Origin of the sequence: Aliiroseovarius sp. F47248L, from assembly GCF_023016085.1 — a bacterium.
Taxonomy (GTDB): domain Bacteria; phylum Pseudomonadota; class Alphaproteobacteria; order Rhodobacterales; family Rhodobacteraceae; genus Aliiroseovarius.
On the sequence record NZ_JALKBF010000001.1, the window covers coordinates 653,395 to 674,428 of the forward strand.

Below are 21,034 nucleotides of genomic sequence, written 5' to 3' on the forward strand. Positions count from 1 at the left end.
CCTCGCGCCGGGTGAGCGAATCGCTGATACCAAATCTGGCTTTTGCGGGGGCGGAATCGGGGTGAGGATGGAAAATCGTGTAAGAGAAATTTATCCGACTATTCAAGTCAGGTTATATTTCGCAAAGGTCATAGGGGAATTCAATTGCCAAGATCGTGACAGATTTCGCAGCTCAGTTTCCGCACTGCACAAATATGTGTTGGTTCGCATATGCGAAAATCAGACATCCGCAGTTTTTCTAAGCGCCTGATAAAAAACGAGAAAATGTTTCCCGCTCAGCCGATGATGGCTAAGGTAAGCACAGCAACACAGTGACAACAGACACAGAGGAGAAAACAGATGAGTTGGCCCTAAAACGAAAATCGCGATCTGCGCCAACAGATCGCAACTCTCCAAGGAAGACCAAAGTCCGCCTAATTTTCATTTGATGCAATAGCACTTGCGTGCCTGCGTTTCAAGGACATCGGTCTTTCGCCCAAAATAGATCTCAGCCTAAGCCGTTTGCGGATGGCAACGGGAGAGGTGTGTCTCGAACTCATTTCGCCGTCCGCATTGGACGCTTTTGCGAAGAGCTAAAAGCCGCCTGCAGGGATCTTTTCCACTCTCGGGGAACATCCCCACGCAATAGAAAGACAAGAACATGTCCTATCACTTCCAAGCTGGCGGTATCCGCCTTCCTGAATTCAGCCGTGGCGACCGCAAGACACAGGTCGGTTCGACCAAGCACTTCACCGGTGGCCTCGTCCTTGGTGAAAACGAGGGCGTGCGCCTTGGCACAGACAGCCATATTGAGACCAATGGCTCACTCCTTTTGAGATATCACCCGACGACGCTCGACCTCGTCGAGCAGGTGAGGTTCTCCTGGTATGACGAGCACGGCGAGTATTTCGATCACTTTATCGATCTCGTGGCAACGCGCACCGATGGCACTGTGATCGGTTATGCTGTTCGTCCGATGAAGCGGGCAAGCCATGCATATCAGTGCAAGCTTGCGCGTATCAAACAGCAGGCGATTGCCCAGTGTTTCCTCGATGACTTTCGCTTGTTCACCGAGGAGGATGTCTGTCCGGTTGCGTTGCACAATGCGAAACTGTTCCACTCATTGCGTCGCCCTGATGCCTTCGCAGATCCCGTCGCTCGGGAAGCCTGCAACGAGGTCTGTGGCACCACGACCGTCGGTGCCCTTGTGGACCGGACTCGGCTCGAGGGGATGGGCTTTCGCGCCGTTGTGCGACTGATCGGTTCTGGCCATCTTGAACTTGTGCGTCATGAACGCATCGAGCGCAGCACCGAAGTTGCCCGGGTGCGGGCGAACTGATCATCTCAATGGAGGTCGGCCAGTTGTAAGTAACCTACCGCGGCCGATCTCCATCTCTCTGTAATTCCGATCCCGCCGAGGCGTTCTTCGCCTGGGCTCGGTCCCTCCATGCCTTACGAAAGGACACAACATGACCTGCATTTTGAACGATACCCCCCGCGCCATTGAGACGTTTGTCGACCAGACCCCTGATTTCGCCAGCGGTTTCTACCGTGCGCGCCATCCGTTGGAGCGTGTCGAGTTCGACACTTGGTTTGACGCATTGTCCGACGCGCTGCTGTCGGCGCTCTGACGCTTCACACCTCCCACGTAATTCATTCGCCTGCCTGCGCAGGCAACCTCATCGCGGCCTCATGCCGCCTGATCCCTCGAAAGGAAATTCCCATGGATCTCTCGTTCACTAATGAAAACGCCCGTTACGCTTTTGGCAAGTTTGATCGCGTTACCATTGAAGGTGTCGGTTATTGGCTTCAGCGGGAAACGGAAGTTGGGCTTGTGTTCGTCCGCGATGATGAAACGCAACTCGCTCAGCAGTTCAGCCATGAGGACATGCAACGGCTCGATAATGCCCATGCGGTCCGCGTTGAGCGGGGGTATTTTGATCCGACCTTCGCAGCAAAACGCCAGTTGCAGACGAGCACTGCCCATGGAGGGCTTGTCGGTGGCATCAAAACCCGTGTGAGTAAGAGAGAGGCCTATTGTCAGGCTGCTCTCGAGATGCACCACGAGGGGCTCATGAAGCTCACAGACGAGTCCATCAAGGCGAATACATTCATTTTGATGGGCCGTGCCATGGAACTGGCGGATAATCTCAATCCTTCAGGGAAAGAGAAGTTGAGCAACGCAGAGAATTTCAGCATCGCTCCCGCTCCCAGAACCTTGCGCCGTTGGTTGGCAGCTATGGGAGACATGGGCCGGGGTGGCCTTGTCGACCGGATCGAAAGCCGTGGCAATCGGACAAGCCGGATGGGGCCGGAGGCCATTGGCCTGATGATGAAAGAGGTGCGCACGTATCTTTCTCCCGAGAAGCCTTCAATCATGCACATCTACGAGCAGGTGCAGCTCAGCTTTCATGATCGCAATGTCCAAAGAAGAGCAGACGGAAAGTCGCCTCTCACGATCCCCAGCCGGGAAACCGTGCGCCGCGCCATCCGGGCGCTGGATCCCTATCAGGTTGAGTTGGCACGCAATGGCGAGGCCGCTGCGCGCAAAAAGTTCCGCCCGGTTCTGAACGGCATTGCTGCGACCCGGCCTCTGGAGCGTGTCGAAATCGACGAATGGACCGTGGATGTCATGACGCTGATGCAAAGCAGCGGCATGTACGACCTATTGACCGATGACGAAAGGCGTTCATTGGGCTTGGTTGTCGATGGTGACGAAGCGGCAGCCAGGAAGAAGCGGAAGAAGACGGCCCGCTGGACCCTGACGGCGGCAATCTGCTGTGCCACCCGTTGTATCGTGGGCATGGTGCTGAGCCGGAATCCTGGCGAGGAGGCAGCCGTTCAGCTTCTGCAGATGATCACGACGAACAAGGGGGCATGGACGGATGCGGTCGGTGCCCTGACACCTTGGGATATGCACGGCACACCTGAACTGATCGTTTTCGATGGCGGTGCTGCGTTCAAGTCGCAGCGCTTCCGGATGGCGATCAGCGATCTGGGTGTCGCATGGGAAATGGCAATGAACGGCGTCCCCGAGAACCGCGGTATGATCGAGCGCGTGTTCCGGACCTTTGCCACTGATTTCGCGCCACGCTTGTCTGGCCATACCTTCGGCAGCATCATTGAGAAGGGCGACGCAGATCCGGAAGCACGGGCCGTTTTGTCGGTGGATGACTTTACCTTTGCCTTGCTCCGGTGGGTCACTGATATCTATCACAATACGCCCCACGGAGGCTTGAACGGCGAGACCCCGGTCAAGGCCTGGCGTCGCCTCACCCAAGAGTATGGCGTGTCGCCTTCTCCGGATATGGAGATGATGCGCCTGTGCTTCGGGCAGCAACGTCAATACCAGCTTGACAAGACCGGGCTCACCATCTTGGGCGTCCGCTACCAGGCAGAGCACCTGCAGACCTACATGCGCCGCAAGGATCCGCACATGGTCGATGTACGCTGGCATCCCAAAGACATCGGAGCGATCTCGGCCCGCCTTGGAAAGGAGTGGTTCGAAGTCCCAGCTCTTGACACGTCGCTGAAGGGGGTTGCCGCACAAACCTGGCTTACCGCCGTCCGGCACACACGTTCTGCAAATTTGACCTCCAACCGCTTGGACAACGTGGCGGTGCGCGAAGCGATCAAGGCCATCAATATCCGCAATGAGCAGGCCAAGCTCGGCTCCAGTCTGAACCTTGAGGATTGGTCCGAAGAGCGCATGGAGCGCGCCGAGCGGGATCTTTTATCTGGGGTCGAGTTCTTCGAGCGTAAGGCACCGACAAAGATGAAGGGCGAACTGGGCCATGTCCTGTCATCCGTCGAAGAGCTGACTGGCGTGCCCATGGATCATAACACCCCGAAGAAAGCATCCACGGGCAGATCCGGGATCTCGGACGAGCCTGCCAAACCCACCAACATCACGATCGAGGAGGACTGATCATGAAGGATTTCGTCAACAAGGAAGCAGCCCTGGACGCCGTCCGCAACCTGCACATTGGCTTGGATTGGGACGCAGAGGCTGCTTTGCACGTCAAGCGGCTTTTGGCGCGGGACGGGGAGGGTAACCTCCTCCCCAAGGCGCGCTACTTCACGAAGACCGGAGAGACCCGTGGTATGTTGCTTGTCGGAGATCCCGGAAGCGGGAAGTCGCACCTGATGGATCGTACCCTGACCAAGATCCCTGAATTGGCTCCGGCAGACGATGGGGTGCCGCCGATCATCGCCTGTCCGGTGCCCAGCCCCGCCACCTTCAAGAGCATGGCACTCGCGTTGCTGGAGCAGTCTGGCTATCCCCATGCCAATACCCGGCAGGAGGCGTGGTCGCTCTGGCAGCTGTTTCGTCATCGATTGAGCAAGCTCGGCATCGCCGTTCTCTGGGTCGATGAAGCGCAGGATTTGTTCTGCGCAGATCGCAAGGCCATCCTGCGCGCCTTCAAGTCCCTGATGCAAGGTGAAGACGCTGTTGCCGTCATTCTGTCGGGCACCGAGGAGCTCGCGCAGGTCATCCGGACCGATCCTCAGGTCAAGCGCCGCTTCACGGCAATGGTTCTGCCGGAGCTGACCGAGGCCGCGCATGGGGCGATGTTCCGAACGATCATGGCGGATTATTGCGCCCGGCTCGATCTAGCCCCGCCAATGGAGGCAGACCTTGTCGCCCGTGTCTTCCATGGCGCACGATATCGCTTTGGCCGAGCCGTTGAGCTGCTGCTCGCTGCCATGGAGTTTGCGATCGCCCACGATGCGGAGCATCTGACGAGCGACCACTTTGCTTCCGCCTATGCGATGAATGAGGCCTGCCCGGCATCACAGAATGTCTTTTATGCGGACAACTACGTGCTTCTGAAACCTGATGCGGATGGGGACATGGCAGCGTTTCCCAAACGCGGTTCAGGTAAGGGGCGCCGGTGATGGGCATGCTGTTCCCGAAGGTTCCATTTCATGCGGGCGAAACGCCAATGTCATGGGCAGCTCGTCAGGCGGCCTTCCATACGGGAGGCCGCGTCGTACCGTTCCTGAACGATCTGGGTATTCCGGTCGCCGATCTGGCGCGGGGCAAGCGTAAGGGGGTGGAGAAGCTCTGCGCCATGGCTGGCGAAGATCCCGCGTCGATGATCCGCAATAGCATTATCGCGGTCGGGCATCGCCGTTTCGAGCTTTGCGGGCAAGAGTTTTCGGCTGAGTTCACAACAGGTGTCGTCACGCGGTTCTGTCCGCTCTGCATCGACGAGGACATTGATGGCTGTGAAGACCCGGGTGTCGCTATGCGGCACCGGGTTCGGTGGCGGTTGGCGCCTTTTCGGACGTGCCCGAAACACAATCTGCCCATGAGTGATGTGCGGTTGGGCAAGTGGACCGATATGATCCACGAGCTACAAGCCATGCTGGGAGCTATCGCGGAGCAGCGCGCGGTTGCAAGAACATGTGCGCGGCGGGACCCATCTCCACTGCAGATTTACGTGGACCGGCGTCTGGACGGTGCGACAGGCACCGCCTGGTTAGACCATCAGGGCATCGATCAGGTTTGTCGCGCTGCCGAGATGCTGGGTGGCCTCATGCGCTTTGGCGCGGGTCAGAAGGCCGCCGATATGACTGAGGACATGTGGGACGCGGCGGGGCGCACCGGCTGGTCGTTACTTGAGAAAGGGCCTTGTGAAATTCGGGATGTTCTTGCGCAAACTCTGACGCGCTGTCTGCGACAGAACGGACACCCAAGCCCGCGAATTGCCTTCGGTATGCTTTACGGTTGGTTGTTCGCTAGCCGGCTGTCAAAAGATCCAGGTCCGATCCGTGAAATCGTTCGTGACGTCATCATTGAGCACGTACCGCTTGTGCCCGGGCAAATGCTGCTTGGACGTCCTGTGAAGCACCCGCGACTTTCCAGCATCAACTCGATTGCAAAAGCTGAAGGCTTGCACTCGAAAACCCTAGCGAATGTGCTGCGTGTGGCTGGCTTGATTGGCGATGACCGCAAGTTAAAAAGTGCCCGGAATGTGGTCACCGATTACGAAAAGGCAAAAGCCCTGATTGATACGGCAAAGCACGCTGTGCCGGTAACATTGGTGCCTGATATGCTCACGACATCACGTCCGGTGGTGGCCGAGTTGATTGCGCTCGGGCAACTGACGAGAATACAGGACCATGGTCAGCTGCAAAGCAAGCTTGGCAAAGCCATCGACGGAAGGTCGATCCAACGGACGCGCAAGTTCATCGAAGGTGTCGGTGAGGTCGTGGACGCGCCACCCGAAACCCATGTTCATCTCGCCAAGGCGGCGGAGAAATGTCGGGTCACCCTGCGAGCCATTCTTGAGATGCTGTTCAATCGTTATCTTCAAACCGTCTATCGGCTCGCGGGGGCCGATGGGTTCAGCGCGCTTCTTATTTCGCCCGCCGATGTCATGGCCTGTATTGAGGATCCGCCTCCAAATGCGTCAGACGAGATTCGGTTTTGGATGGGGTGAAGCTCCCTTAAACAGGCCCTTATCTCTCAATGAGAATGAATGCTGCCCTCAGGGAGGCATTTTTTTCGAACTTTCGATGGCCATTTGATCTGTGCAAATGGTCATTTTTGCCGCCGATGGGTAAAAATTATTCAATGAAATCAATGGTGGGAAATGACAAAATGGCCATGTTATGCTATGTCCCACAGTTGTGAAAAGACAGGCAATTGAGAGCCGCTGAGGCAAAAAAGACTGCCACTTGTTGGGTCGATAAATGCCACGATAAGTTTAGTATCTGATTTTATTGGATAGGCAGATGGCCGTCCGAAGTGGGCGGCCATTGTCGTGGTCGGCTAAGGTATTGGTGACCTTTGCCGTCAATGCTCTCTAAAAGTACCGCAAATTCCGGCACCTTTTTTCCGTAATCGCTTCGACGCCCAAACATGTTTTGGCTTTTGAGGCCGTTTCTGCACGACGATGTGGCCATTATTTCAGGTAGGGCGAAAAGATCGAAGGCCAGATAGGTTTGGTGTTTTCATGACTGATCCTCCGATCCGCCAAGCCCTCCCATAACGACGACCCGTCATTGACCAGAGCACCTTACTACAACATGTTGCGCCGCATCAGATGGCAGGTAAGAGCCCTAACGTTCAGTTTTCTGTGTTTTACAAAGGTCCGACTTGCCAAAGGATGATCGCTCCTAGACATGTCCGAAATCTTCTCGCAATGGCTGGGGCTCGTTTTCAAGCTCTGCGTGACGTGCGTACTTGTGACCCGCCTGAACAGCCATTGCGATTAGACTTGGGGCGTAACAATCCCCAATCCGATTCACGGTCTGGATGCCCGCATCCGCCCATTGATCTTTCATAGAGATGAGGTCCAACCAGAGCTGATCGTTGGGGCGTCGTGATGTGACGGTGACAAGTTTTGCACAATCTATCACTTGGGTTGTTTCCGTGTAGACGCAGGACAGCGTGAGCGTATCTGGTGACATATCTGCTAGATTGTGCAATGGGATAATGCGTACCTGTTTTTCTACTAGGCGGCGCTGGATACGGTCTTGTTCCAGCGTATTCTCCGACCACGGCGACACGATTGGTGCGGGCGTGATGAACACAACCTCGCGGCCTGCATCGACCAAGACTTCTGCCAGAACGCTTGCCATGTAAAAGCGATCATCGTCGAAGATCACGACAGGATCATCAGTGGATACCGCGGCAGCGCCCTTCGTCATAATGTCATCAGGTGTCAGCACACGGGCCGGATCAAGAAACGAAAGTGGACGACGATGCGCGCGGCCGACACCATCTGCACGCCACGTAGACCCGGTTGCCAGGGCAACATGTGGGACGCCAAACTCAAGGATATCCGACGCCTCAAGCGGGCTTTCAAGGTAGAGTTCAGCATTTGAGGCTTGCTGCAACTGCCACAATCGCCAGTCGCGTACGCGGCCCCACGCAGCAAGGCCGGGCAATGCACTTTCAGACGTGACCCGACCGCCCCAAGTGCTGCCAGCCTCGGACAAGGTAACGTCTGCGCCACGCTGCACTAAGGCACGCGCAGCCTCTAGCCCTGCGGGGCCGCCGCCGACGATCAGATAGGGATCAGATTTTGTGACCTGAGGGATGATTTCGGGGTGCCATCCACGGCGCCATTCCTCTGCCATGGTCGGATTTTGGGTGCAGCGCATCGGTGTGCTGGTGTTATCGCCCATGACGCAGATATTGCAGCCAATGCACTCGCGGATTGCTTCGATCTCTCCTGTTTCGATTTTTTTAGGCAAGAACGGGTCCGCAATCGAGGGACGTGCAGCGCCTATCAAATCCAGATGGCCGCTTTTGATGACTCGCGCCATGGTGTCAGGCGAGGTATAGCGGCCAACTCCAACCACTGGTTTGGTGGTGACCGATTTTACGAAGCCTGTGTATCGCTCTTGAAATCCTTCATCCGAGAAGCGCGAAGTTTGGCTATCGTTGGACCAATCGGACAAATTCACATCCCAAAGATCGGGCTCTTCTGCCAAAGCTTCGATTATGTCGCGGGCTTCTGAATCGTGTTGAATGCCGCCAGACCCAAGCAATTCATCTACCGCTAGGCGGACTGCAACTGCGCAGGTTTCGCCGACCGCTTCTTTTGTGTCTTCGATCACTTCGCGAAACAGCCGCAACCGATTTTCAAATGACCCGCCGTATTCGTCCGTTCGGTGGTTGTGACGGGCCAGCAGGAAGTGTTGCAGCAGCGTCATGTCGTGGCCAGCATAGACGTAGATGATATCGAACCCTGCATCTTGTGCCCGCAAAGCTGCGTCTACATGCCATTTACGAAATGCCACAATGTCCGACTTATCCATCGCCCGCGCTTGCACCGGATCATCACCATCCACAATGGCGGAAGACGGAGCAATTGGTGCGACACGGCTGTAGCGGTTCGCAGAGTGCAGGCCATTGTGGGCCAGTTGGATAGCGGCCAGGCTGTCATGTTCGTGCACTGCTTCTGTTAGAAGCCGCAAGGCCGGAATATCATCGGCGCCCCAAATTCGCGCCTCATTTGCCGGTGTCAGGTCAGAGCTTGCATGAATTTCGGCCTCTTGTGTGGACACAACGCCCCATCCCCCTTCGGCCTTTATTCCACGAAGTCGTGCCTCGGCCTGCGGGTATCGGTGCCCCATGCCAGTACAATGGGGCACTTGGTAGAACCGATTACGGGTCGTGACCGGACCGATTTTGATAGGTTCAAAGAGAATATCGTAGCGCGGATCACGCATTTTCAAGTCCTGTCGGGGAATTCAAAATAGTTTATTCTGAAACACGTTATTGAAATGTGTTGAAAACTGAAAGCTGTCTTTAATCAGAGTAAGACTAACGTGAGGTTTGTCCCGCGATGCAGTCACTTGAGAAACTGAAATGCTGCGCACTGAGCTTCTGTCCGGTTCAGATACGTTGATCCGAAAAAAGGTTTCTCGAATGTCCGCAAAGGGTTTGAAACCATCATTCAATTTAACAAAACTGGACTGAACCAAGCCCAGGAAAAGATCAAACAACCGCTGACAAAACTCACTATGTCCAGCGAACATTGGTTTCGAGATATATCTCCAAGCTATTTCAAATCCATATGGCTAAATAAGGACAATAAATTTTCTAAATCAAACCTGCAGTGATAGCCTCACAGTAACTCTAAAGATCGAGGCACAACATGAACCGGCAAGACTTCAGAAACCAATTTGGCGCTTCGGGTCCCGTCATCCTTCCTGTCATCCATGTGCTTGATGCCGAACAGGCACAAAGGAACATCGAGGCCGCCATAGCCGGCGGCTGTCCCGGTGTCTTTCTAATTAACCACGATTTCGAGAAGGAAAGGCTGGTTCCGATCATAAAGGAGATGCGGCAGGCGTTCCCAGACATTTGGCTTGGCGTGAATTTTCTGGCGGTCACCGGCAAATATGCCTTTCCCATACTGGGCAAATTGCAAGCTGACGGCATTCAGGTCGACGGCTATTGGGCCGATGATGCCCGCATGGACGAACGCCGCGCCGAGGATGATCAGCCCGAAGCGGACGAGATTACTGCAATCCGCAAGACAAGCGGCTGGGACGGCCTCTATATCGGCGGCACCGCCTTTAAGAAGCAGCGCGAGGTCGATCCGGCAGAGTACGGAAAGAGCGCGCGCATCGCTAAACGTTATATGGATGTGGTCGTGACCTCAGGTGTGGCGACCGGCCATGCCGCAGATGTCGGCAAGATCGATATCTTCCGCGAACATTGTGGCGATACGGCGCTTGGCCTTGCGTCCGGCATCACCCCGCAGAACGCCGCGCAATACACAGATGCGGTTGACCTTTTTATGGTGGCGACCGGCATCAACTACGAGGGCGATTTCTACAACATCGATCCCGATCGCCTGAAGCACCTCATGGACCTCACATAGAAATAAGGGAGAATATCAATGACGCATGACAAAGGACCCAGAGACGACCGTTGGTACTTCTCACTCATGGCCCCGAACACGAAGGGCGAAAAATTTGCGTGGCTGGACCCGACCTCCATCTACATCAACGGCAAGGCGTATCACGATTTGCTGGATGATCTCTGCGCTGATCTAGATGCGGAAGAGATTGATGTCGTGGCAGGACTTGATGCGATGGGTTTTGTTCTGGCGGCTGGCATCGCGGCTCGTATCGGGCGGGGCTTCCTTCCGATCCGCAAGCCCGGCAAGCTCTGTGTGGACACAGACAGCGCTTCGATGACCAACTATTCCGGTCAAACGCAATCGATGGAAATGCGTCTGCCGGCTTTTGCCCCGGGAACACGTGTTTTGCTTGTTGATCAGTGGGTTGAAACAGGCGGCACGATGCACGGGGCGGTTCAACTGGTCGAACAGCAACAGGGTAAGGTCGCCGGAATGGTGGCCATTGTCATGGAAGAGAATGAAAACACAGCTGAGTATCGCAAGAAATACAAATGCGTCACAGCTATTCAGCCCGGTACGGAGTGGCAGCGCCAGGCTAACGCGCAGTACCTCGAAAGCTTCAAAACCTATAAACCCGAGATGGCTTTCCCCGTCTAAGGCAAAGTCCCGGCACACATACCTAAACACCCATTCAAGGGAGGCTCGACAGATGAAACTGATCTGTGGAAACAGTAACCGTCCGCTTGCCGAGGCGATTGCCGCCCACATGCGCGTACCTCTGGCGGAGTGCAACGTGCGTCGGTTCGCCGACGAAGAAGTCTTTGTCGAGATACATGAAAACGTGCGGGGGGATGATGTCTATGTCATCCAGTCCACATCATACCCGGCCAACGATAATCTGATGGAACTGCTGGTGTTGATTGACGCGTTACGTCGCTCATCCGCGGGACAGATAACGGCCGTGATCCCATATTTCGGCTACGCGCGCCAGGATCGCAAGTCAGCGCCCCGCACACCGATTTCGGCAAAATTGGTGGCCAATATGATCACCCAAGCAGGTGCTGACCGCGTGCTCACTATGGATCTGCATGCGGGTCAGATCCAAGGGTTCTTCGACATCCCGACTGACAATCTATATGCGGTGCCGGAAATCGTTCGGGACATCGAACAACAAAGCAGCCGTGACAACGTCATGGTTGTGTCCCCGGATGTGGGTGGCGTGGTGCGCGCTCGCGCTTTGGCAAAGCGCCTGTCGACTGGTTTGGCGATTGTCGACAAGCGCCGCGACAAGCCTGGGTCTTCTGAGGTGATGAACATAATCGGAGATGTTACTGGCAAGTCCTGCGTGTTGGTGGATGACATCATCGATTCTGGAGGCACGTTGTGCAACGCCGCGACGGCTCTGCTGGAAAATGGTGCCGCAGAAGTATCGGCCTATATCACGCATGGTGTCTTGTCGGGCAAAGCGGTGGACAGGATCAACGCATCCGATCTGGCTTCTTTGGTAATCACCGATACGATTTGTGCTACGGAAGCCGTCACTGCTTCTTCGAAAATTCGCGCGATCTCTATTGCTCCGATGTTTGCGAAAGCGATCACGCGCATCGCCAGTGGGGAATCCATCAGCGTTTTGTTCCAGTAGATTCAGAGCAGGAAATTTGCATAGATTGGCTTTATGGTTGCCGCCGCAACATTTGCATTGCTAATGTCTAGGGCATGGGCGCAGTCAACCTTTCAACAGAGCTTTTGCGAGCTTTCATAACCGTCATAGAAGTCGCTAGTTTCACGCGTGCTGCGGAAATTCTCGGCCGTACCCAACCTGCGATCAGCTTGCAGGTGAAACGATTGGAGGAGGCCGTCGGCTATCCTTTGATAGAGCGGAAAGGCAAAGACATTTCCCTGACAGAGCGTGGCGAGGCACTGGCCATTCATGCTCGTCAGATACTGCGCTTGAACGATCTTGCAATGGCGCAATTCGAACAGCCTAGCCCCTCTTCAAAGCTGCGTGTTGGTTTGCCCGTAGATTATGCAGTGAACACACTGCAATCCTGCCTAACGGACGTTGTTCGCAAGTTCACCGAAACACAGATTGAGATTCGCTGTGATCTGTCCAGACACCTTCTGACAGCGATGCGGAGCAATGAAATCGATATTGCTGTGGCCTTGTTTGACGGTGATGATCAGCAGTTTCTCTTCCGAAATTGGAAAGAGCAACCTACCTGGGTTGGGGCCACAAATTTCGAAATCCCTGAAGGGTCCGACATCCCCCTTGTCGCACATCCCTATGGCTGTGTTTACCGTGACCGCATGGCTGCCGCTTTGAAGCTGGCAGGAAAAAGCTGGCGCATCGCTTACTCAAGTCCCGGGATCGGCGGCGTCCAACGTGCAGTCCAGGACGGCCTTGGTCTATCCTGCCTGACCGCCCCAACAGTCCAGAGTGGCATGCGCAAATTCTCTGAAAAAGACGGCCTGCCAGTCTTGTCTCCCTTGCATATCGGTTTATTCGCACGGCAGGCACAGTTAGGTGCCGGCGGATATGCGGCAATGGATGCCATGGCCAGAACGCTGGAACTCCAATCGTCGGACGCGCAAGTCGAATAAGCGTTCATTATGCAAGCATATCGAGGATAAATTTCCCAAAGCCCTCTTCTTGCAATAGCATAATGAAAAATCCCGACTGAACTTCAGGGTTCATCGGCATTTAGAACGCTTTTCTTTCGGTAAGAGCGACCAACAGGGAGACTGCAATGATCAGACCATCAATAACTTCCTCGATTTACGGCTTAAGCCGTCGACAATTGCTCAAAGCAGGCGGGGCGGCGGTTCTGACGACGCCTTTTGTCGGCCGCGCGTGGGCTGCCACAACCGAGATCAACATGCTGGCGTGGTACGGCCACGGCGAGCCTGATGTGGTTGCAGAGTATGAAGCTGCAAACAACGTGAAATTCGTGCCAAAATACTATGCAGGCGGCGACAACATGCTGGCGTTGATCGCGCAATCCCCTCCGGGTACCTACGATCTGATCCTATCGGATGCGGAATTCGTACAGCAGCTGAACCTTGCGGGCTACATCGAAGAGATGAACCCGGCTGACTATCCGCTCGACGACATGTTGCACGAGGACTTTGCGAATTTCCCCGGACACTGGGCCGACGGTAAGATGTATTCCATGATGCTGCGCGGCGGTCATCTGGGCGTGTCCTACAACAAGAACTCGGTGACTGAAGAAGAAGCCCAAAGCTATTCGTGCTTCTGGAAGCCCGAACTTGAGGGCAAGGTCGGGCACTTTGACTGGCACCTGCCCACGCTGGGTATGATGAGCCTTTACAACGGCAATGGCGCAGGCCTGTGGGATCTGGATGATGCCCAATGGGCTAAGGTGCAGGAAACCACGATGAGCCTGCGCAAGCAGGTCGGCGGCTTCTTTGATTATGGCGGCACTTTCAACGGCCTCAAGAACGGCGAGATGCAGGCAATGGTCGGCATCGGCGACTGGATCACCGGCGTTCTGGAAAAGGACGGCGCACCCGTTGCCTCTGTTATCCCGAAAGAAGGCGGCATCCAGTTTACCGAGAGCTATTCTATCGGGAAAGGCAGTGGAAAAGCCGAGGAAGCCAAGAAGTTCATCCAATACATGATGTCCCCCGAAGGTCAGGTGAAGTCTGCTCAAATGGCAGCATACCCCGGCTTCTGTGTGACCAAAGCTGGCCGCGCCGCTCTCATTGAGGCCGACCGGGCCGAGGCAGAGCGCTCGCACCAGATAGACGGCGATCCGCAAGACCCGATCACGCTGATCAAAGAAGGTCGGATTCACTACCGCGACATCCCCCAGCAGCAGTCGCTGGAAGACTGGAACGACTTCTGGTCAGAATACAAGAGCGCCTGATCTGACGGCCAGACGACTCCAAAGCGGGCGGCCCTGCGGGCGCCCCTTTCAACCAAGAGCGCGGAAGCCCAATGTCCTCGAATCCCAATTCACGCCCGAACTTCTATGCGCTGACCTGGCGTCTGCCGATCATCTTCTGGCAGTTCATCTTCTTTGTAGGACCTGTCCTGTTCATGGTCGCGATGTCGTTTTTCCTGGTGAAGAACTATCGCATGACCGAGGCGTTCGAGTTTGTGAACTGGTCGCGCATGCTGACACGCGGATTCTTTTGGGACAGTTATTGGTACACGGTATTCATCGCGTCCGTGGCAACGGTTTGCGCAATGTGCATTGCCTTTCCCGCCGCCTTTACGCTTGCCTTTCGCGCCTCCGAAAGCACTCGCCGCTGGGCAATTTTTCTGCTGATTATTCCATTCTTCACCAGCTACCTGGTGCGCACCTTCTCATGGTTCGTGATCCTGTCCGAAAGCGGCGTGGTCAATGCCGTGTTGGGCTATATCGGCCTTGGCCCTTACACGATGCTCAACACAAACTTTGGAACGCTGGTGGGATATATGACCCTCACCCTCCCATTGGTCGTGATCCTGCAAACCGTTACCATGGCCAATATCGACAAATCCCTGATCGAAGCCGCCCGTAATCTTGGCTGCTCGCCGCTGCGAACGATCTGGCAAGTGATCATTCCGCTGTCCAAGACCGGCCTGATTATTGCCGCGATTTTCTGCTTCATCCTTTCGTTCGGTGATTTTGTGGCGCCCTTCTATCTTGGTGGATCACAGGAGCCGACCTTGCCGATCCTGATCCTTGATACCACTAAATCGGGTCAGCAATGGCCTCGCGCTGCGGTCGTCGCGATCATGATGATGGTTACACTGTTTGCCATTGCCTTCACCGGCATTGCCTTGGCTTACCGCAAGGGTCGGGGGGCGAAATGAAACAGAGCCGTTCCTTAAACGTCATTCTCGGCATCTATGTCGCGCTCATATTTGCCTTCGTTTTTGCGCCGATCATCTTCAGCATGATCTTCTCATTCAACTCACAACGGTTCCCGACAATCCCGCTGGGGGAGTTCTCGACCGAGTGGTATGCAAAAATCCTCGCGGACCCTGATGTATGGGACGCCGCGCTGAACAGCCTGATTGTGTCGTGCTCCACTGCTGTAATCGCAACTTTTCTGGGTTTCTGCACTGCCTATTCCGACTTTCGCTACAACTTCCGTTTCAAGGGGCCTTATCTTGCGCTGATCCTGCTGCCGCCGACGATCCCGCTTATTATCATGGCGCTGGCCATGTTGGCATGGTTTTCAAAGATCGGAATGTCGGGGCAGCTCTATTCGATCATCATCGCCCATAGTGTGCTGACAGCGCCCTTCGCGATGGCTGTGATCCGGTTACGTCTTAACCAGATGGACCCCGATCTGGAATCTGCAGCGTGGAACCTTGGCGGTTCAGAATGGCAAACCATGCGTCACGTTATCGTTCCGTTCTGCAAACCAGCGATCTTCTCCAGTCTCTTTTTAACAGCGGCTGTCTCCTTCGATGAGTTTGCTGTGTCATGGTTTGTCTCCGGTTTGAACAAGACATTGCCCGTGGTGGTTCTCGAGATCGTCCAGGGCAACATTGATCCGCAGGTGAACGCCATCGGCACATTCGTCTTCCTTATCTCCATGACCCTTGTCGTGTTGGCGCAGCTCTTTTTCGCCAGCCGCCAAATGAAGAGTATCCGATCATGAACAAACCCCTGGTTGTCTTCGACAAAGTACAAAAACACTTCGGCAGTTTTGTCGCGGTAAAGGAGTTGGATTTCGAAATTCGCGAAGGCGAATTCCTGGCGATCATGGGTCCGTCTGGCTGTGGTAAAACCACGACCTTGCGCATGTTGGCCGGTCTTGAAGCCCCAAGCATTGGTGAGATACGCCTGAACGACCGTGTGATGAATGACGTGGCGCCGCATGAACGCGATACGCCACTTGTATGGCAATCGCTGGCGCTTTTTCCCTTCCTGACAGCCCGCGAGAACGTCGAGTTTGGTCTCAAGATGCGAGGTGTGGACAAAGCAGAGCGCAAGGAGCGTGCGCTCAAATGGCTTGACAAAATGGGTATCCTTGAGTTTGCCAACCGTCATATCTCGACCTTGTCAGGAGGACAGAAGCAGCGTGTAGCCCTTGCTCGGTCTCTTGTGATGGAGCCTCAAATCTTGCTGCTGGATGAACCTCTGTCGGCGCTGGATGCGCATTTGGTCATCCGCATGCAGGCAGTTCTGACCGACCTGCAGCGCGAGCTGGGGATCACTTTTGTTTATGTCACCCACTCCCAGTCCGAAGCCTTTGCGATGGCCGATCGGGTCATCATCATGGGCAAGGGCGAGATTGCCCAGATCGGCACGCCCAAAGATATCTACCGCGAACCAGCAAACCAGTTTGTGGCCGAATTCGTCGGACGTAACAATATCCTGTCAGGCAAGGTTGCGTCTTTGGATGGCGACACAGCCCGTATTGCAACCCGCTCTGGTGATTTCTCAGTTCCTACAAACGAAGTTCAACTGGTTGAGGGCCACAACGCCAGCTTCGTTATCTCGGCCGACTTGGTTCATATCAGCATGGAGGAACCTGAGGTTGGCAACAAAGCCTTCTGTAGACTGATTTCGGAAGAATTCGTGGGCTCCATGGTCACGCTGTTCCTTGAGGACGCGCAGGGGCATGAATTTAAGGTCCAGATGCAGGAGCGCGAACTCTCCAAGTTCGATCTGCACAGCGGTGACGAGATCTGGTTATCTTGGGACACCCAAAGCGCCCACGTTCTGAACCAAAGCTAAGGCTGTGATCCGCAATCCGATCCCTTGGCCAAATGGCGCGAAATGTGCGGTTGCGATCACATTCGATATGGATGCGGATAGCTTGATCCACATCGCCAAGCCCGAAGACAGCCACGATCGCCTCTATCCTATCTCAATGGGTCGCTATGGCCCGTTGGTCGCTCTGCCCCGGATCCTTGATACGTATCGGCAGTTGGAGTTAAGGCAATCGTTCTTCATCCCTGGCTGGTGTTTGGAAACCTATCCTGATGTGGCCGAGGCGATCCTGAAAGGCGGTCATGAAATCGGGCATCACGGCTATCTACATGAAGACCCGATTAAAACGCGCGGCCAGCAGCGGGAGTGGTTTGAACGCACGCTTGACGCACATATGCGCATCTGCGGACAAAAGCCGCGCGGCTATCGCGCACCTGTTTACAATATCACGCAGGAAGTAGTTGATCTGATCATCGAACACGGGATGCGCTATGACAGCTCGATGATGGCGGACGACATTCCTTACCAATTGGAAACCGTCAATGGGTCGCTCTACGAGATGCCCGTCCACTGGGGCACAGACGATTGGCCCCCTTTCGCACACTATGACGAGATCGGCTATATGATGCCCGTTGCCGGTCCGTCCCACGGACTGGCCGGTTTTTGGGAAGAGTTCGAGGCTCAGTATGACGCGGGTGGCTTTTTCATGCTGATCATCCACCCGTTTCTGACAGGACGCCTGGCGCGCTGGAAGCAGGTTGAAGCGTGGATCACCCATACGCGCGAAACCAAAAATGTCTGGTTTGCCACGCTAGACGAAATCGCCGATCATATGAGTCAATTGGAACGCGAGGGGGCTTGGCAGCCAAGCCTCGAGACACTGCCCTACTATGCAGGCCCGATACTTGACCAAAAGGAATAACAAGAATGAATACCGACGACGCCCGCCTGTTGCGTATCGCCTATGAAGAGGCGAAAGCCGGTTTTGACGAGGGCGGTTGCCCAATTGGGTCCGTCCTGGCGCGCGACGGACAAGTGGTGTCCAGGGGTCGCAATCAACGCGTGCAGAAGGGCGATCCCATTGCGCATGGCGAAATGGATGCATTGCGCAAGGCAGGACGGCAGAAAACGTATCGGGATACGACGCTCTATACCTCACTCAGCCCCTGCATGATGTGTACTGGTACGATCATTCAGTTCGGTGTCCCGCGTGTTGTGATTGGCGAGAACACAAACTTCGGCGGAAACGAAGATTTCCTACGCTCCAAAGGAGTCGAAGTGATCGTAGCAAACGATCCTGACTGTATTGCTCTGATGCAGCGGTTTATTAAAGAAAGACCTGAGCTTTGGGCAGAGGACATCGCCGAATAAAGGCGACGGGTGGGGGCGCTCAATTCTACTGCAGGACAGCCTGGTTGGGTTGACCTGATCCACCGGCAAATCCATCCACTATTCGATCCTAAGCGTCCGGTATATAAGGTACCCATTGTCCCGGCGGCTTCTGTCGCTGGATTGCAGTGTAGCTAGTCTGCTGCGCAATGAATGAGCGCCGTCATGACCCGTTCGACAAGGCCTATTGCTTTTTGTGACCTGAGGTTTGGTGCCTATAGCGGCGCGCTCCAATAGAAAAACTGGCTCACCTGATTGGATCAAAACCGCGACAGATTCATGTCCACGCAAGCGCTTCGTTTTTTGCTGGAAAACTGATCGCGTATCAGGCCGCAGGCCAACGCACACACTCCTTCAGCTTTGAACTCGAGGTTGGGCTGGCAGTGTTCTTTTTCACTTTACAACCCAGCTACCCCTGCTTTGCGTTAAAAACGAACAGAGTTTCGTTGTTGATTTGGTGGCTGTTGATCAAGGCCTTCGCCGTGTCCGAGACCAGCCATGCTTCGAGTATTTCTGCCAATTCTGCCTTAACATGCGGGTGCTTCAGCGGATTCACGGGTAGATAGGCGTATTGATTGAACAAGATGGGATCGCCTGCATAGACAAGATCAAGGTCGCCTTTGTTTCCGAAATTCAACCAGCTTGCGCGGTCAGACATGATATAGGCGTTCATGCCAGATGCGGTGTTTAGCGCGGCGCCCATACCAGCCCCGACTGCATTATACCACGTCCCTTCTGGGTTGATATTTGCAGCAGCCCACAGGCTGAGTTCTTTCTTGTGGGTGCCACTGTCGTCCCCACGACTGACAAAAGTGGCGGCAGAGGTCTGAATGCGCGTCAGGGCATCGGTGGCGCTTGTAGCGTCCGCCAGATTTGCTTCGTCTGTTTTGGGGCCAATAAAGACAAAATCGTTATACATAATCTCGCGGCGGTGGGTGCCGAAACCGCCAGCGACAAAGGCTTCTTCGGCTTTTCGAGAATGCACAAGAATGGCGTCGACGTCGCCGGCTTCACCCAGTTTGATCGCCTGACCAGTGCCAACCACAAGAAGTTGAACGTTGATGCCGGTATCCTGCTTGATTTGCGGCAGCAGGATATCCGCCAGCCCCGAATTGTGGAATGATGTCGTCACAGCGAGCTTCAGGTCGTCGGCAACCGCCATGCCGGTCAACGAGATAGACGCAAGGGCTGCAAGAATAATCCGTTTCATTCGACGATGTCTCCTTTTAGAAAAGCACGTGCCTGCGGTGTTGTCGGGTGGTTAAAAAACTGGTCAGCTGCACCGCGTTCTTGGATTTTTCCGTTTAGCAAAAACAGAACGTCTGTGGCCAGACGGCGCGCCTGTCCCATGTCATGGGTCGACATGATCAACCCGGTTCCAGAACCTGCGGCGCGGGTCAGGATGGCTTCAATCTCGCGTGTGGCACGCCCATCAAGCGAGGCGCAGGGCTCGTCAAGAAACAGCAGATCGGGCTTGGTGATCAAAGCGCGAGCCAAGGCCAGCTTCTGACGCTCGCCACCCGACAAAAAAGTTGCAGGGCGATCCAACATGTCCTGCAATCCGACCTCTTGCGCAGCCTGTGCTGCTTTGGCATTCGCCTGGGTGCGGGGCATCTTGGTCAGACGAAGCGGATAGGCAAGGTTGCCCAGAACTGAGCGGCGCATGACGATCGGGGATTGGAAGACGAAGGCCTGCCGCCGTCTGGCTTCGACGTTATCACACCCCCAATGAATCGAGCCGCCACCCAGCCGGGCAATACCGTGCAGCATTCGAAGCAGCGAAGTCTTGCCGGCGCCGTTGGGACCGATCACGATGGTGATCCCCGGCGTGTCCAGCACAAGATCCACAGGACCGACCAGCAGCTTGCGGCCGCGACGCACTGATGCGCCTTTGACATGAAGGGGAAACAGCTTGCTCACCACCGACCGCCTTGTTCTGTTCGACTGATGATGTGAATGGCCAGGTTGACCGTGATCGCCAGCAGGATCAGCACAAAACCAAGTGCGAGCGCCAGGGCAAAGTCGCCCTTTCCTGTCTCAAGCGCGATTGCGGTGGTCAGGACACGGGTGTGGTGATCAATATTGCCGCCCACCACCATGATTGCACCAACCTCACCGATGGCGCGGCCAAACCCGGCCAGCGCGGCCGTTAGAAGTGCCCGGCGACCGTCCCAAAGCAAAGCCTGAACGCGTTGCTTTTGTGTTGTGTTCATCGAAATCAGAAGATCGTGGTAGTCTGACCAAAGCTCTCGAAGGGCTTGATGCGATATCGAAGCGATGAGTGGTGTGATGATGATAACCTGTGCGATGATCATGGCTGTTGGGGTGAACAGCAAACCCAGCACTCCGAAAGGTCCAGATCGGCTGAAAAATACGTAAACGATCAGGCCCACGACGACAGGTGGCAAACCCATCAAGGCGTTTAGAACGGCGATTGTCACGCGTCGGGAGCGAAAGCGGCGGACCGCCAGAAAGGCGCCCAGCGGCATGGCAATGGCACAGGATATCAGAAGCGCTGTCAGGGTGACGCGCAGCGATCTGAGCGAGATTTCGACAAGATCCGCATCCAGCGTTACCAAAAGCCAGAACGCTTGGATCAAGCCGGACCATAAATCAACCATGCCTTCCCCCGGCTTTTTGACCAGACAGGTCCAT

The 21,034-nt window shown here is 55.2% G+C and carries 19 protein-coding genes; 15 read left to right on the top strand and 4 right to left on the bottom strand.

All coding sequences use genetic code 11. From position 1 onward, the window contains the following. Nucleotides 1–640: 640 nt before the first annotated feature. From MWU51_RS03265 to MWU51_RS03285, 5 genes are all read left to right on the top strand, one after another. Nucleotides 641–1,318, top strand: a complete 678-nt coding sequence (locus tag MWU51_RS03265) for a hypothetical protein (RefSeq protein ID WP_247034678.1) — start codon at nucleotides 641–643, stop codon at nucleotides 1,316–1,318. A 130-nt stretch (nucleotides 1,319–1,448) separates the two neighbouring features. Continuing rightward, complete coding sequence (locus tag MWU51_RS03270; protein WP_247034679.1) at nucleotides 1,449–1,610, top strand: hypothetical protein; 162 nt, start codon at nucleotides 1,449–1,451, stop codon at nucleotides 1,608–1,610. A gap of 92 nt (nucleotides 1,611–1,702) precedes the next feature. Beyond that, nucleotides 1,703–3,907 (top strand): DNA-binding domain-containing protein, encoded by a 2,205-nt coding sequence (locus MWU51_RS03275; RefSeq protein ID WP_247034680.1) that lies wholly within the window; start codon nucleotides 1,703–1,705, stop codon nucleotides 3,905–3,907. A gap of 2 nt (nucleotides 3,908–3,909) precedes the next feature. Further along, complete coding sequence (locus tag MWU51_RS03280) at nucleotides 3,910–4,878, top strand: TniB family NTP-binding protein (protein WP_247034681.1); 969 nt, start codon at nucleotides 3,910–3,912, stop codon at nucleotides 4,876–4,878. 5 nt (nucleotides 4,879–4,883) lie between these two features. Further along, entirely contained in the window at nucleotides 4,884–6,428 is a 1,545-nt protein-coding gene (locus MWU51_RS03285) for a TniQ family protein (protein ID WP_247034682.1), read from the top strand. A gap of 679 nt (nucleotides 6,429–7,107) precedes the next feature. Here the strand turns inward: MWU51_RS03285 and MWU51_RS03290 are convergent. Then, on the bottom strand, nucleotides 7,108–9,171 hold the full coding sequence (locus MWU51_RS03290; protein ID WP_247034683.1) for an NAD(P)-binding protein: 2,064 nt from the start codon (nucleotides 9,169–9,171) through the stop codon (nucleotides 7,108–7,110). Between the two features lie 428 nt (nucleotides 9,172–9,599). Here MWU51_RS03290 and MWU51_RS03295 point away from each other — a divergent pair, with 428 nt between their 5' ends. From MWU51_RS03295 to MWU51_RS03340, 10 genes are all read left to right on the top strand, one after another. After that, entirely contained in the window at nucleotides 9,600–10,331 is a 732-nt protein-coding gene (locus MWU51_RS03295; protein WP_247034685.1) for a BtpA/SgcQ family protein, read from the top strand. A gap of 18 nt (nucleotides 10,332–10,349) precedes the next feature. After that, nucleotides 10,350–10,970, top strand: coding sequence for a phosphoribosyltransferase family protein (locus MWU51_RS03300; RefSeq protein ID WP_247034688.1), 621 nt, complete (start codon nucleotides 10,350–10,352; stop codon nucleotides 10,968–10,970). 52 nt (nucleotides 10,971–11,022) lie between these two features. Beyond that, entirely contained in the window at nucleotides 11,023–11,955 is a 933-nt protein-coding gene (locus MWU51_RS03305; protein WP_247034689.1) for a ribose-phosphate pyrophosphokinase, read from the top strand. Between the two features lie 74 nt (nucleotides 11,956–12,029). Then, nucleotides 12,030–12,914, top strand: coding sequence for a LysR family transcriptional regulator (locus MWU51_RS03310; RefSeq protein ID WP_247034691.1), 885 nt, complete (start codon nucleotides 12,030–12,032; stop codon nucleotides 12,912–12,914). A gap of 146 nt (nucleotides 12,915–13,060) precedes the next feature. Next, the gene (locus MWU51_RS03315; protein WP_247034693.1) at nucleotides 13,061–14,200 is read left to right on the top strand and encodes a spermidine/putrescine ABC transporter substrate-binding protein; all 1,140 of its coding nucleotides are present in this window, start codon (nucleotides 13,061–13,063) and stop codon (nucleotides 14,198–14,200) included. 71 nt (nucleotides 14,201–14,271) lie between these two features. Beyond that, the gene (locus tag MWU51_RS03320; RefSeq protein ID WP_247034695.1) at nucleotides 14,272–15,135 is read left to right on the top strand and encodes an ABC transporter permease; all 864 of its coding nucleotides are present in this window, start codon (nucleotides 14,272–14,274) and stop codon (nucleotides 15,133–15,135) included. Then, the gene (locus MWU51_RS03325; protein ID WP_247034697.1) at nucleotides 15,132–15,932 is read left to right on the top strand and encodes an ABC transporter permease; all 801 of its coding nucleotides are present in this window, start codon (nucleotides 15,132–15,134) and stop codon (nucleotides 15,930–15,932) included. Before MWU51_RS03320 ends, MWU51_RS03325 begins: the two co-directional genes overlap by 4 nt. Continuing rightward, entirely contained in the window at nucleotides 15,929–17,014 is a 1,086-nt protein-coding gene (locus MWU51_RS03330) for an ABC transporter ATP-binding protein (RefSeq protein WP_247034698.1), read from the top strand. The genes MWU51_RS03325 and MWU51_RS03330 overlap by 4 nt, the downstream gene beginning before the upstream one ends. A 4-nt stretch (nucleotides 17,015–17,018) precedes the next feature. Then, the gene (locus MWU51_RS03335; RefSeq protein ID WP_247034700.1) at nucleotides 17,019–17,912 is read left to right on the top strand and encodes a polysaccharide deacetylase; all 894 of its coding nucleotides are present in this window, start codon (nucleotides 17,019–17,021) and stop codon (nucleotides 17,910–17,912) included. A 5-nt stretch (nucleotides 17,913–17,917) separates the two neighbouring features. After that, on the top strand, nucleotides 17,918–18,361 hold the full coding sequence (locus MWU51_RS03340) for a nucleoside deaminase (protein ID WP_247034701.1): 444 nt from the start codon (nucleotides 17,918–17,920) through the stop codon (nucleotides 18,359–18,361). Between the two features lie 427 nt (nucleotides 18,362–18,788). Here the strand turns inward: MWU51_RS03340 and MWU51_RS03345 are convergent, their stop codons facing one another. From MWU51_RS03345 to MWU51_RS03355, 3 genes are read right to left on the bottom strand one after another with little or no spacing between them, the layout of a single operon-like run. Then, nucleotides 18,789–19,589, bottom strand: a complete 801-nt coding sequence (locus MWU51_RS03345; protein WP_247034702.1) for a substrate-binding domain-containing protein — start codon at nucleotides 19,587–19,589, stop codon at nucleotides 18,789–18,791. Next, complete coding sequence (locus MWU51_RS03350; RefSeq protein ID WP_247034703.1) at nucleotides 19,586–20,299, bottom strand: ATP-binding cassette domain-containing protein; 714 nt, start codon at nucleotides 20,297–20,299, stop codon at nucleotides 19,586–19,588. Before MWU51_RS03350 ends, MWU51_RS03345 begins: the two co-directional genes overlap by 4 nt. After that, nucleotides 20,296–21,000 (bottom strand): ABC transporter permease, encoded by a 705-nt coding sequence (locus tag MWU51_RS03355; RefSeq protein WP_247034704.1) that lies wholly within the window; start codon nucleotides 20,998–21,000, stop codon nucleotides 20,296–20,298. Before MWU51_RS03355 ends, MWU51_RS03350 begins: the two co-directional genes overlap by 4 nt. Nucleotides 21,001–21,034: the final 34 nt, after the last annotated feature.